This is a genomic window from Algoriphagus machipongonensis (genome assembly GCF_000166275.1).
Classification (GTDB): Bacteria; Bacteroidota; Bacteroidia; order Cytophagales; family Cyclobacteriaceae; genus Algoriphagus; species Algoriphagus machipongonensis.
The window spans coordinates 2605355-2617931 of record NZ_CM001023.1; the positions used below are offsets into that span (position 1 = coordinate 2605355).

At 37.5% G+C, this 12577-nt stretch carries 11 protein-coding genes; 9 read left to right on the top strand and 2 right to left on the bottom strand.

Going from position 1 to position 12577, the window contains the following annotated elements:
• Positions 1-3 precede the first annotated feature (3 nt).
• The 4 genes from ALPR1_RS10960 to ALPR1_RS10975 are packed head-to-tail and all read left to right on the top strand — an operon-like array spanning position 4 to position 5460.
• Complete coding sequence (locus ALPR1_RS10960; RefSeq protein ID WP_008200695.1) at positions 4-1590, top strand: ligand-binding sensor domain-containing protein; 1587 nt, start codon at positions 4-6, stop codon at positions 1588-1590.
• Positions 1583-3043, top strand: a complete 1461-nt coding sequence (locus ALPR1_RS10965) for a glycosyltransferase family 2 protein (protein ID WP_008200697.1) — start codon at positions 1583-1585, stop codon at positions 3041-3043. The genes ALPR1_RS10960 and ALPR1_RS10965 overlap by 8 nt, the downstream gene beginning before the upstream one ends.
• A 3-nt stretch (positions 3044-3046) precedes the next feature.
• A complete protein-coding gene (locus ALPR1_RS10970) occupies positions 3047-4273 on the top strand; it encodes a YaiO family outer membrane beta-barrel protein (protein WP_008200699.1) in 1227 nt (408 codons plus the stop codon).
• Between the two features lie 11 nt (positions 4274-4284).
• The gene (locus tag ALPR1_RS10975) at positions 4285-5460 is read left to right on the top strand and encodes a hypothetical protein (RefSeq protein ID WP_008200701.1); all 1176 of its coding nucleotides are present in this window, start codon (positions 4285-4287) and stop codon (positions 5458-5460) included.
• Positions 5461-5467: 7 nt separating this feature from the next.
• Here the strand turns inward: ALPR1_RS10975 and ALPR1_RS10980 are convergent, their stop codons facing one another.
• Positions 5468-7471 (bottom strand): LTA synthase family protein, encoded by a 2004-nt coding sequence (locus ALPR1_RS10980; RefSeq protein ID WP_008200703.1) that lies wholly within the window; start codon positions 7469-7471, stop codon positions 5468-5470.
• A 78-nt stretch (positions 7472-7549) separates the two neighbouring features.
• On the opposite strand from ALPR1_RS10980, the gene ALPR1_RS10985 reads away from it, so the two are divergent.
• From ALPR1_RS10985 to ALPR1_RS11005, 5 genes are all read left to right on the top strand, one after another.
• Positions 7550-8092, top strand: a complete 543-nt coding sequence (locus ALPR1_RS10985; protein WP_008200705.1) for a class I SAM-dependent methyltransferase — start codon at positions 7550-7552, stop codon at positions 8090-8092.
• 8 nt (positions 8093-8100) lie between these two features.
• On the top strand, positions 8101-8340 hold the full coding sequence (locus ALPR1_RS10990; protein ID WP_008200706.1) for a hypothetical protein: 240 nt from the start codon (positions 8101-8103) through the stop codon (positions 8338-8340).
• 34 nt (positions 8341-8374) lie between these two features.
• Complete coding sequence (gene msrA, locus ALPR1_RS10995; RefSeq protein WP_008200707.1) at positions 8375-8956, top strand: peptide-methionine (S)-S-oxide reductase MsrA; 582 nt, start codon at positions 8375-8377, stop codon at positions 8954-8956.
• Between the two features lie 10 nt (positions 8957-8966).
• Complete coding sequence (locus ALPR1_RS11000) at positions 8967-10643, top strand: DUF6909 family protein (RefSeq protein WP_008200708.1); 1677 nt, start codon at positions 8967-8969, stop codon at positions 10641-10643.
• Positions 10644-10711: 68 nt separating this feature from the next.
• Entirely contained in the window at positions 10712-11062 is a 351-nt protein-coding gene (locus ALPR1_RS11005; RefSeq protein ID WP_008200709.1) for a hypothetical protein, read from the top strand.
• A gap of 50 nt (positions 11063-11112) precedes the next feature.
• Here ALPR1_RS11005 and ALPR1_RS11010 read toward each other — a convergent pair whose 3' ends face one another.
• Entirely contained in the window at positions 11113-12567 is a 1455-nt protein-coding gene (locus ALPR1_RS11010) for an amidohydrolase (RefSeq protein WP_008200710.1), read from the bottom strand.
• Positions 12568-12577 lie beyond the last annotated feature (10 nt).

The window sequence follows — 12577 nt, forward strand, 5'->3', positions numbered from 1 at the left end:
TGCATGGCAAAAACCTTTACCAAATCAATTCTATTTGTGTGGTTTATTATTGGCTTCGAAGTAAATAGCTTCGGTCAAGACAGTTTGCCTTATTCTGACTCCACAAGTTTTTTTCAATTTCTGAAACTGCAGGATAATATACCTTCCTTAAAATTCAGATATAAACTCAATCCTAATTCTGATACATCAGAAATATTGGGGGATTCTACCTTAAATTTTACGGAGGATGGAAATGGAAATTGGACTTCTGCTGCCTTTGAAAATTATTCGAATTGGTATCAGGCAGGGGAGGAATATTTAGAAAGGGATTCTGCTCAATTAACTCCTGACTTTTTAATCTATGAGGAGCCCTCCAATTTAGAGGCAACACAGGATTATGTCGATAACCTTTGGAGGAATAAAGATATTTTCATTCCTGAAGAAGATCTTGAAATAGGGAATAGTTTAGTCTTGTTGGCAAATGAAATACCCTACAAGCCAATTATTGATCAGTTTAGGTTTTTTACTGATTATAAGCTAGTTATAGTAATTAGTTTAATAGGTATTTTCCTTGTATTAGCTACAGTAATGATCCTATTTATGATCATTATCAAAACCCAACAATCCAATAGGGAAACAAGAATTTCAGCTTTTGAAAATCAAATTATAGGACCACTTTCGGAATTACTTTTTGAAAAATCTATTGAGGAAATAGAGCAGATGAGTACAGAAGAAATTTACCAGATTTTTCCTGAAAAAGACTTCAAAAGAAAGCTTTTCAAACAAGCTCTGATTGTTAAAATAATTTCTTTAAATAAAAAGATGAAAGGGGAGTTTAAGGAAAAATTAAAAGCTCTTTATAAAAAGTTTGGCTTGGATGTCGTATCCATTAATAAGCTTAAAAGTCGTCAGTGGGCAGAGGTTACAAAGGGCCTTGTCCAAACAAATGAAATGGATTTAATTGAGGCATTACCCTTGATAAAGAATCTCACAAACTCATCAAATTTTTATATCCGGTCACAGGCTATCGCAACTCAGCTCAGTTTATCAGAGAAAGTAGATTTAACTACGCTGAAAAACCAAACTTACCCTTTATCAAGATGGCAACAGATGAATTATTTAAGAATCATCAAGTATTTGCACATCCAAAAATCGCTAAAGATTGAAACTTTGTTTGAGAGTGAAAATCAATCTATCAGACTATTTTCCTATAAGCTAATCAGACTTTTAGGGAGGATTGATTTGCTGGAAAAATTGGCTTCATTAGCTCCTGAAGTAGATGATGTAGAAAAAATTGAAATTTTAAAGACCTATCAAATAATAGGCTTTCACAATGAGTCGGCCTTTGTCAACCAATGTCTTCGATCTGAAAACCCTGATTTAAGGAAAGCTGCAGCTAATGCAGCCGGAATAATTGGAGACCAGGCTTCTGCTCATATTTTGATAGAATTACTTCAGGATACGTCTAGTTTCCATCTGAAAATGCTTTATCTAGATAATCTACAAAAGATAGATTCAGAGCTTTTCCAGCAAGTGGTAGGCCAATCTCCTGATGAAGATTACAAGCGAATTCATACACATTTATTAGACCCTCTATTGCAAAATGTATAGTTTCTTGTTCTATTTTCTGATGGAGGCATTAGGCATCTTTTTCCTTCTCATCAGCTTTACAGTGATCATCATCTATTTCGTGACGATGATTCTTAGTGCTTTGGAGCTACGGGATCACTTGAGAAAAAATCAATTTGCCGATTATCAAGATATAATTACCTCTCCTATAGCACCAGGAGTGTCTATCATTGCTCCAGCATATAATGAAGGTCAAAGTATTGTCCAAAATGCAAAGAGTCTTATGTCTTTACATTATGGGAAATTTGAAGTGATCATTATTAATGATGGTTCAAAGGACGATACTCTACAAAAACTATTAGAGGCATTTGAGCTGGAGAAAACCGAATTCGCTTACGATTATCAGATTGATTGTAAGCAGGTTAGAGGTGTTTACAAATCTAAAAACAGGTCCTACAGTAAGTTAGTTGTAGTGGATAAGGAAAATGGGGGGAAAGCAGATGCTCTCAATTCTGGAATCAATCTAGCCTCATTAGAAATTATTGCCTGTATTGATGTGGATTGTATTTTATCTCATGATTCCATCACGAGAATGGTTCGACCTTTTATGGAGGAAACCAACAGGAAAGTAATTGCAGTAGGAGGTGCTATCGGAATTGCCAACAACTGTGATGTTCAGGATGGAACAGTGACCAAATATAGATTGCCTACAAGCCTTTTAGGTAGGTTTCAGGTAATTGAATATTTCAGGGCTTTTTTGATGGGAAGAATGGCCTGGACACGCGTAAATGGGTTGATGTTGATTTCTGGAGCTTTTGGCTTTTTCAACAAAGATCTGGTGTTGAAAGTAGGAGGTTATTTTCCAAAGACCGTAGGTGAAGACATGGAGCTGGTGGTAAGGATGCGAAGATATATGGAGGAACAAAAAATCCCTTATCGTGTAGGATTTGTTCCAGACCCCTTATGCTGGACTGAAGTTCCTGAAGATGAATCCGTTTTAGCAAGGCAGCGAAATCGTTGGATTCGTGGAACCATAGAGACGCTACAACTTCATAGACCGATCAGGTTCAATCCCAAGTATGGAATTTTAGGAATGTTGGCTTATCCATTCTGGAATGTCTTCGAAAAGATGGCTCCATTGATTGAATTGTTAGGTATTCTATATACGCTAACTTTAATTGTATTAGGTGATTTTAGTGCTTTCTATTTCTTCGCCTTATATACCATGCTGTATTTATTATCGCTATTGGTGTCTTCATTTAGCATTTTATATGAGCAAGTAGCCTACCATAATTATAAGGATAAAAAGGACCTTCATAAGCTTATTTACATTGTATTGATCGAGCCATTTGTCATTCACCCCAAAGTCGTGTTTTGGGGAATTAAAGGTCATATAGATTTTATTAAAGGTATTGGCGGATGGGGTCAAATGATCCGTGTTGGCTTTAAAAAATCTGAGGACAGGAAAAAATTAGAACCAGAAATGAAACCCTGAGTTATGAAAAAGATAGGTTTATTAATTCTTTTTGGCTTGGTCTACATCTCGCCATCGTTGGCTCAGGATTCATTTGATCCAGATGAATTACTGGTGGAAGCCAGAAATTTAATTTTTGATGATAAATACCAAGAAGGAAGAAAGGTCGCTTTCCGTGCCTTAGAGAAATATCCTGACTATGCAGATATTCTGATTTTAGTAGGTAGAAGCTATGCTTGGGAAGGTAAAAATGATTCTGCATCCATTTATTTGGAAAGAGCCATAGTAGCCTCTCCAACTTATGCAGATGGTTATTCTGCGTATCTGGATAATTTGATGTGGGCGGACCAATATGAAAAGGCAGATGAGATTGTTTCTAGAGCTAAATCTAATTTTGGAGAGGATTTTCCAGATGCCTTACGATACAAGGAATCCAGGCTTTATTACTTTCAGGACTCCTATGATGAAGCTTACGAAATAGCAGAAGAATTGTACGATGAAGGCTATGATCAAGATGGGATTTTAGGTTATATCAATACCCTACAGCGGTTTAGGCGAACCAATGCGGTGGGTTTAACCTATGACAATGATTACTTTTTTGGAGATATAGCACCTTGGAATACCTTTTCATTGTATGGCCGAACAAGGACTAATCTCACAGGGTCTTTGATTGCAAGAGTAACGCAATCCTCCAGATTTGATTCAAAAGGAACTCTCTTTGAAATTGACGCTTACCCTTCTTTAGGCGAGAACGCTTATGCCTATGTTAATATTGGGGGATCTGGAGCTAGCTTCTTTCCAAAATTAAGATTTGGTACATCTATTTATTACAGCTTGCCCAAGGCTTGGGAAGTTGAGGGGGGATATAGGTATCTAGGCTTTTCAGAAGTGACACATATTTTCACGGCCTCGGTTGGTAAATATGTAGGAAACTGGTGGCTAAATCTTCGAGCAAATGTGATCCCAGATGAAGGCTCCGTAAGTACTTCAGCAAATTTCCAGGCTAGGTATTATTTCAAAACAGCAGAAGACTACTTTAGTCTGCAATTGAGCTCGGGAGTTTCTCCTGATGAGGAAAATAGAGATCAAACGCAGTTGCTGAATTCTTATAGAGCTAGAATTGGCTACCAACAACTATTGACCAGTAGATTTATGATTTATGCTTATACGGGTTATAGCCGAGACGAGCTTTCTGCCACCAATATTAGAAATGACCTCAATTTCACATTGGGTGTAGAGTATAGATTTTAAACAAATGCCCCATGTTATCTGAAGAGTTAAAAATCTTACTCCGCCGTTTTTTTCCTATTTTGGCATTCTTCATTTTGGCGCCCTTACTAAGTTATGGGATTTGGTGGGTTTACCCGGAGAAAGAATTGAAGGTTCTTATAATGGATAAGACTGTTTTAGGTCCAGATTTGGTGGAACACAGCAGTATTTTTTGGGTATTGAATCACTTAAAAATTGTCAAAGAAGATCAATCATTTTACCATAGAGAAAGCGATTATTTAGGCTATTATCCTGCTGAAAGTACTGCTGAAGCAAAAATCAAAGATCTTTCATCTTTTTCCCAAGAGGATATTAAAAAACAGGTTGAAGGGCTTGATTTGGTGTATTATACAGATACCTATGGGGTAATGGCTACTTTGAATGAAAACTCTGCAACTGAGCTAATCCCAAATAAGATTTATGGTGGTTTAGATCAGAATGATCTTGCATTAATCAGGGAAGTTAAAGAACAGGAAAAAACCTTGGTTGCAGAATTTAATACAATGGCGAGCCCAACGTCCAAATCGGTTCGAACAGAATTCGAAAATTTAATGGGATTGCAATGGACGGGTTGGATTGGTAGATACTTTGACGATTTCGATACTTTGTCAAACCAGGGGATTCCAACATGGGTTAGGACTCAATACAAAAAACAACATGAGGGTGAATGGCTTCCAAATGGACCTGGCTTACTATTTATCCATGAAGATGGTAAGATAGAGGGACTTAGTTTTGAAAGCGACTACCTCAATAAAATCCCATTGATTCGTACCCAAAGAATCAATCCAATAGGAGAGAACCTGCCCGAAATTGTTCCTTATCCAGACTGGTTTGATGTGGTGTTGATCGAGAGAAATTATAATGTGATTTCATATTATGACATATCACCTACGCCCGAAGGTTTGGAAAAGCTACGTGAAATGGGCCTTCCCAGATTTTTTCCAGCGGCTGTAGTTAAGGATAATGGAAAAGGAAAAATGTATTATCTCTCAGGAGACTTTTCAGATCTTCGTACAAATTTAGGATCCCATAAATTCACTGGGTTACCCTTTTTTTGGAAAGGGTTACACCTAGCTTCTGATCATACTGATCGGGAAAGCTTCTTCTGGAATTATTATTATCCATTAACCTCCAAAATTCTTCAAATTAGCTCTAAATCAACGGATTAATAATTTATCAATTTTCAGGGAGTAGCTTTTTAGTCTGAATCACATAGTTGTTCTTGTTCTTAAATTCTTCAAATTCTCCTACCATCCGATTGAGGTTTTGAGTATCGCTGATCGGGTCTATATTCAAGCCATCGGTCACTAAGAACAATTGATCCTGAGAAAGAAAATATTCTCCATGGATGTAATCCAACAATTGATTTTTATTCCTCATTAATGGCATGGCAATATTTGACTGGAAAACCTGAGAAGTATCCATAACCTGTCCTTGCCAGATAGTTTCCTCCGGAAGACTGATACCTACTTGATTTTGAAGAAATGACAATAGGGAAGGTGTAATTTCAAAATGTGAGGTAACTCCTTTAAAACTTTCAGGTCTGTTTAGCATAGGAGAATAAACAATCAGAGGAACCCAAAACCTATCTAGCCTTGAGGCCATCGGGATTTCTGGTAGTCTATGGTCGCCGGTGATAATGAAAATAGTATTCTCAAATTCAGGTCTTTTTTTATACTCCTGTATGAACTCTTTAATCGCATCATCGGCATACAGAATGGTCATATAAATGTCCTCATAGGACAAATAATCTTCAACTTCGTCACTACTAAGACCTAGCACATTGGAAAGGTGATTTCTGAGTTTGGGTTTGTAAACGTCTGGTTGAGGGACAATGTAAGGGTCATGAGAAGTTTGTGTTTGAAATATCCTTACTTGAGGTAGTGAGTCAGATGGAGGTAATTTTTGTAATCCATTTTGAAACATGGCCTTATCTGGATATCCCCAAGAAAAACCTGTGGTAGAAGGTGTTTTCTCGAACTCAGAACTATATTCCCTCATATCCACAATTTGATCCGTATTTTGGTATTCTAAGAAGCTTCCTTCATTGTCAAAATTCTTATCTGAGCCAATAAAAAAATCAACCTCATAGTCATTGTCCTTTAATACACTTAATAAGGATTCATGATTAGGGTAATCAGGTGCGAAATCCAAAAATCCATTTTGCCCAAAGGGTAAGCCTCCAAATACTCCCGGCAATAAACCAAATGTTCTACCGGTGGAAGAAATAGCATTTTCCCAAACAAGACTGGATTCCGCCAAAGAGTCTAAAAAAGGAGTGAAGCTCCCTAAATAAGCACCTTCACCTGAATATCCACGGCCTAAACTTTCTACCAAAATGAATACAATATCAGGCTTTCTTGAAAGGCTATCGAAGAATGGGCTTAATACATCTGGATATCTAGCTTGATGCAAAAATGGGTAGGAATCATCTGTAAAATCCTTTTTAACCAATAGATCATTTCCTGATGGCCTTAGGTAAAAATCAAAGTAATAATTATCATCAAACATGAGATAATTAAAAGTTGCTTGACCGATAAAATGAGTTTTATTGATTTCAACATTGCTTTCATTTTCACTTGCGGTAGACGTATCTACAATAGGGAAAAAAGTGTATGCAATAATGAATAAATAGGTAATCCCTGAAATCGTCAAATAAGCTTTTAAAGGTAGGTTAATAAACCTAATCCCTAGGTGTAGTATTGCTCCTAGTAAAATTGCTCCCAATACTCCACCAAGAATTACTGGAAAACTGAGATCCACAGAAGCTCTGACAGTTTGTTCAAGATCCTTCCAACTATAGCCAAATACATCGCTTCCCAATGGGAGCAGAGTTTTCATGAAATAGGAAACTAAACCTATTTGAAGGATTACGGCTAATACAAAAAGGATCAAGCTCACCCATTTTGCCAATGGAATAGAAATGATGCTAAAAAGGAGATGGAAAACGAGAATCAGCCCAATAAAATAGAAATACCAGCCTATGTCCTCAAAAAGACTAGGGATAATCACATCTTGTAATCCAAAATTGAGCGTATGATTGTCGAAAATTAATTTTAATTCTAAAATCCTGATTATCAACATCAAGAAAAGAAAGACTATAGCAATTCCCCAGAAATTTCTCAGGACTGCATGGACTTTTACTGGAAGAGCTGATCTGATTTCAGCTTTTTGGGCCATATTTTATCGATAACTTTTTAAGTGAAGACTCAAAAGATAGGGCAAAATCGGGTATCTTCAAGCTGTTAAACCCATAATATGAGTAAATCAGATCTCTTATTTGAATTATATTCCAATTTGAGCACAACAGGTGCGCTTACTTTTAGTTCAAAGTCATTAGTCAATAAAATGCTTTCTTATTCTGACCTTTCTCAAGCGAAAGTAGTCGTAGAATTAGGAGGAGGTGATGGAAGCATTACCAAAGGTATCGTAGATAAACTAGCTCCCGATGCCAAGTTATTAGTCTTTGAAATAAGTGAATCTTTCTGCAAAGCAATGGAAAAGAAATTTTCGCAGGATAATGTGCAAATCATTAATGATTCTGCTGAAAACATCCATAAATACCTAGACGGCGAAAAAGTGGATTATATATTCTCATCCTTGCCCTTTAGTTTTATTGCTCCGGATATTCAAGATGAAATTTTAAAGCAAAGTAAAATTTCCTTAGGCCAAACAGGCTTTTTTATTCAGATCTGCTATTCTTATCTGTTGAGAAAACTTTTTAAAAAGCATTTCAGCTCCGTAGACACCAGTTTTACGCTTAAAAACTTACCTCCGGCTTTTGTGATGGTTTGTAAATAAAGCTTGCCATGAATATCCTGAAAACAGCCATTTTGGACATGTGTAGAAGGAATAAAAATTCATTCTTTCCGGCAGTGAACGTGATCCGTCAAATGTTTCCAATGGACTGGAAAGCCTTTATTCCCGAGCTTCAGGAGGTTTTGATCAGCATGCATAAAGATGGTGAACTTGAAATGGATCAAACAATCGATCAAGGCATATTAACAGAAGACATTAAAATTCGATGTCTTTCTAAACCTAAATCTTGATTTTACTGTTACTGTAGCTTTAAAACGGAATGATATGAATGAGGAATTAAAATTACCAGTAACTACCACCCAAATTCCCGAAGGCTTAGAGCTTATTACTCTAGGAGGCGGTTGTTTTTGGTGTACAGAAGCTGTATTTCAACATTTAGAAGGTGTTGAAAAGGTGATATCGGGATATTCTAATGGATATGTTGAAAATCCGTCTTATCGTGAAATTTGTTCAGGAACTACAGGTCATGCTGAGGTTGTACAGGTTTTCTTTGATCCAGATAAAATCTCCCTCAGAAAAATCTTGGAAGTCTTTTTTGCCACTCATGACCCAACTACGGTAAATCGTCAGGGAAATGACACAGGACCTCAATATCGTTCAGCTATTTTTTATACTACCGTGAGCCAGGAGAATATTGCGATGGATTTAATCAATGGATTAAATAATCAGGATATCTACGATAAAAAAATTGTCACTGAAGTAGCCGAACTACAAAATTTTTATCCAGCAGATGACTATCACCAAGATTACTATAATTTAAACGGACATCAACCTTATTGTCAGTTTGTAATCAAACCAAAAGTCAATAAGTTGGAAAAGTACTTTAAGGATTTGATGAAAGAATAATCAATTTAATATGCTAACAAAAAAGCGAACCAGAGCTCAGGAATCGAGAGCGGCCATTGAGAGAATGTACATCACCATGCGCCATCTATTCACCAGAGGAACATATAAACCAATGGGAATATCTGGAGAAAGCTTGGTGAGCGCACTAATGGTCTTGAGTCCGGAAATTTATGGTTCGGTCACAGATACTGAAAAATTGGAGTTGGATGGTCTTCTTTATGTGATGGAACGACTTCCAAGAGGAATAGAAGAGTGCCGTTACATTCGTTTGATCAGCAGAGAGGGATATGAAACTTCGCATCTTAAACCAATTATCCCAGCCAAAAGAAAGAGAAATTGCTATCGTTTAGACGAGCAGGTCATGTATGTGGAAATGACCAGAGGAAGATCAGATATATATGATATCCTGACGCATTTAACTTTTCTGTACATAGAATCCCGAAAAATCCTGAATAACAGCACTGATCCCAAAGGGAAAATATCTCAAAACTGGATCATGTTAGAGGAGTTGGTAAAAAAAGAAGCGTCAGGAGAGCCTTTTGAAAAGGAGGCTGCAAGTGCCTATTTAAGTCATATAATTGGAAGAACTTTCGAAGAAACTGTCGCTGCAGTGGAGAAGTTTGAGCAATCAAAAAACTCCAATAGTCTCTATTCAATCGTTTATCATTTAGGTCGATTAACCCTAGATGAGCATACAAAGAATTTAGATCGGGAAATCTCTTTTTCCGCAACCCTTAGAGAAAGAATAGGACATCATGTTTATGGTGAATTATGGGCTAGAAGGATTAAACTGGCGCTTGAAGAACATAGCTTGATAAAGCGCCCTATCCATGTGGTTTCTGCCAATCTGCATTCCGTATTGAATACCATTTATGGCTATCAATTATTGAATTATAAGGACTTTGATGAGCTTGAGAAGATCGTTCAGGATATCAGTGTCAAAGCCAAAGGAAACAAGGGGAAGGCTATCTATGATCATGCTTTAAAACATGGTTTTATCGACTTACCAGATGAATCAGGAACCAATATTGGTGTACAGGTCATCGATACGGCAAAACTCAAAAAGGATGCATTAATTCCTGGGGTGGTCTTACCAAAAGAAAAGGAAAAAAGACCCGTATTTGTAGTAATGGATTATGCATTTGGGGAACAGGCGTATGAATGTTTTGATGAGTTATTGAAGCCTTTTAAGAAGGTAGAAAATGATATTCCTCTCAATGTAGTGTCTACCAGTATTATGGGGAAGGCAGGTATTTTGTATGGAGGGAAGGGAGATCTAATGATCCCTAATTCGCATATTTTCGAAGGAACCGCAGATAATTATCCTTTCAAAAATGAATTGAAGAAAGCTGATTTTGAAGGTTTTGGCTTAGGAGTTTATCAAGGTTCTATGATCACAGTTTTAGGTACATCCTTACAGAACAGAGATATACTAACCTATTTTATGGAGTCAAGCTGGAAAGCTGTAGGATTGGAAATGGAAGGTGCACACTATCAAAAAGCTATTCAATCGGCTTCCAAAATACGAAGGAGTATTCGTCACAATGTAAAGGTATTGTATGCCTATTATGCCTCTGACAACCCCTTAGAAACGGGAAGCACTTTAGCCTCAGGAGCATTAGGTATGGAAGGAGTAAAGCCGACTTACTTGATTACCTATAAAATTCTGGAGAAATTATTTTCCTAAAAAAGCCTGGCAGCTTTTTAACAGCTCACATTATTTTTGCGTCATTTTATTGAATTCAAAATTGATCAATGATGCATAGAAATTTTGTTCACCTACTTTTTATTGGTGCTTTTATCCTAGGTACTCAAAGCTGTGGAGATTTGCAGGATCTCGATAAAACCGAAGTTTATTGGGATCAAACTGGCTGTGCAGATCCGTGGAATCTTTCCAACAACTCTTCAGATGAGGAATTAAAATCTGCTATTCTGGACTATTTAAAGGTTGAAGGAATCAAGAAAGCTAGGATTACAAGAATTTCTAATGAAGCGGAAGCTCAAGTGTGTTATGCCTGCTTTTGTACGACTGGAAAGCGATTTCATTTAGAAGTACCAATAAATCAAAAAAGTAAATTACTATCACTTGGATTTAAAGAATCTTAAGGAAACATTTAAAATAACAAAAGCCACCCAATCCCGGGTGGCTTCTACTTTTATTGTAAGTTGGATTTGATTGGGGGAGGTCCTGGAGGAACCATCCCTTTGTATACATAATCACCTAAGTTTTCTTTAAAATCAGCTTTTACTGCTTCAACTAATTCAGGGTTTTCGAATAGATCCACCATGGTCATGGATAGTGCTTTTGCTGCGTAAGCCATTCCTTTATGACCTATAGACATGCCGCCGGCAGCTACTACAGCCCAAGAATGCCAAGGCGTTCCGTTTGGAGCCGTGGTGGCAGATAGACGAATCGTAGGAACCACATAACTCACATCTCCCACATCGGTACTTCCTCCCATGCTATGTACAGCAGTTTCTTCCATGGGTTCTATTTTAGAAACCAAACCGTTTTCAGGTTTGCCGGTAGCTTCCTGAATTTTTTTGGCAAATTCCTGCTCTTCCTCTGTGTAAGAAATTGGGCCTAAAGTTTCCAGGTTTTTCTGTAAAGCCGCAGAACCGGTTCTATTGACCAATACTTCATGAATACCAGAAATAAGGTTTACCTCATAATCTACATTAGCCAATATTGCTGCACCTTCAGCCATTTCCTGAACACGCTCATATACTGGCATTAGACCCTCCCGGCTGCTGTCTCTTACTCGAACCCATATTCTACTATAGTCAGGGACCACATTGACCACTTGTCCTGCATCTTGGATATGGTAATGAATTCTAACGGTGGGCTTGATATGCTCTCTGTAATAATTAATTCCGGAAGTATAAAGCTCCAAAGCATCAGAAGCTGATCTTCCATTCCAAGGATCTGCCGCAGCATGTGCCGCTTGACCTTTGAACTCCACCTGAAAATCTACCAAGGCCAAACCTTTTTGTACGGCTGCTTTGGTTTCAGCTGCTGGATGCCAATCCATGACCACATCTACATCTTCAAACAAGCCGGCACGAACCATCCATAGTTTACCAAAGAATTTCTCTTCTGCTGGTGTTCCATAGAAACGTACAGTTCCTTTAATTTTACCCTCTTCAATTAGATCTTTGATGGCAGAGGCAGCTCCCAAAGAAGCCACTCCGAAAAGGTTATGCCCGCAACCATGTCCTGGAGCATCTTCATGCAAAGGACTCTTGTAAGGAACTTTATTTTGAGAGAGGCCTGGCAAGGCATCAAACTCTCCTAAGATTCCTATTACAGGCGATCCTGAACCATACTCAGCAACAAATGCAGTAGGGATTTCAGCGACTCCCCGAGTTACTTTAAAACCTAAACTCTCTGCATAATCCGAAAGTGCAGCTGCGGATTGTGTTTCCTGGAAAGCAATCTCCTCAAAAGACCAGATTTGATCACTCAAATTGGTTAAATCTGAATACCGGTTTTCAATAGATTGAATCGCATCCTCTTTTAAAGGATTTGGTTTGTTTTTTTTCTGTCCATAAACAGACGCACTTACCAATAAAATTGGAATCAGTAAGAGGTTTAAATACTTTTTTTTCACTTTGTAAAGG

Excerpts from the sequence above, each read along its gene's own strand:
- ALPR1_RS10960 (WP_008200695.1), top strand. The coding sequence starts at position 4 with ATGGCAAAAACCTTTACCAAATCAATTCTATTTGTGTGGTTTATTATT.
- ALPR1_RS10965 (WP_008200697.1), top strand. The coding sequence starts at position 1,583 with ATGTATAGTTTCTTGTTCTATTTTCTGATGGAGGCATTAGGCATCTTT.
- ALPR1_RS10970 (WP_008200699.1), top strand. The coding sequence starts at position 3,047 with ATGAAAAAGATAGGTTTATTAATTCTTTTTGGCTTGGTCTACATCTCG.
- ALPR1_RS10975 (WP_008200701.1), top strand. The coding sequence starts at position 4,285 with ATGTTATCTGAAGAGTTAAAAATCTTACTCCGCCGTTTTTTTCCTATT.
- ALPR1_RS10980 (WP_008200703.1), bottom strand. The coding sequence starts at position 7,471 with ATGGCCCAAAAAGCTGAAATCAGATCAGCTCTTCCAGTAAAAGTCCAT.
- ALPR1_RS10985 (WP_008200705.1), top strand. The coding sequence starts at position 7,550 with ATGAGTAAATCAGATCTCTTATTTGAATTATATTCCAATTTGAGCACA.
- ALPR1_RS10990 (WP_008200706.1), top strand. The coding sequence starts at position 8,101 with ATGAATATCCTGAAAACAGCCATTTTGGACATGTGTAGAAGGAATAAA.
- msrA (WP_008200707.1), top strand. The coding sequence starts at position 8,375 with ATGAATGAGGAATTAAAATTACCAGTAACTACCACCCAAATTCCCGAA.
- ALPR1_RS11000 (WP_008200708.1), top strand. The coding sequence starts at position 8,967 with ATGCTAACAAAAAAGCGAACCAGAGCTCAGGAATCGAGAGCGGCCATT.
- ALPR1_RS11005 (WP_008200709.1), top strand. The coding sequence starts at position 10,712 with ATGATGCATAGAAATTTTGTTCACCTACTTTTTATTGGTGCTTTTATC.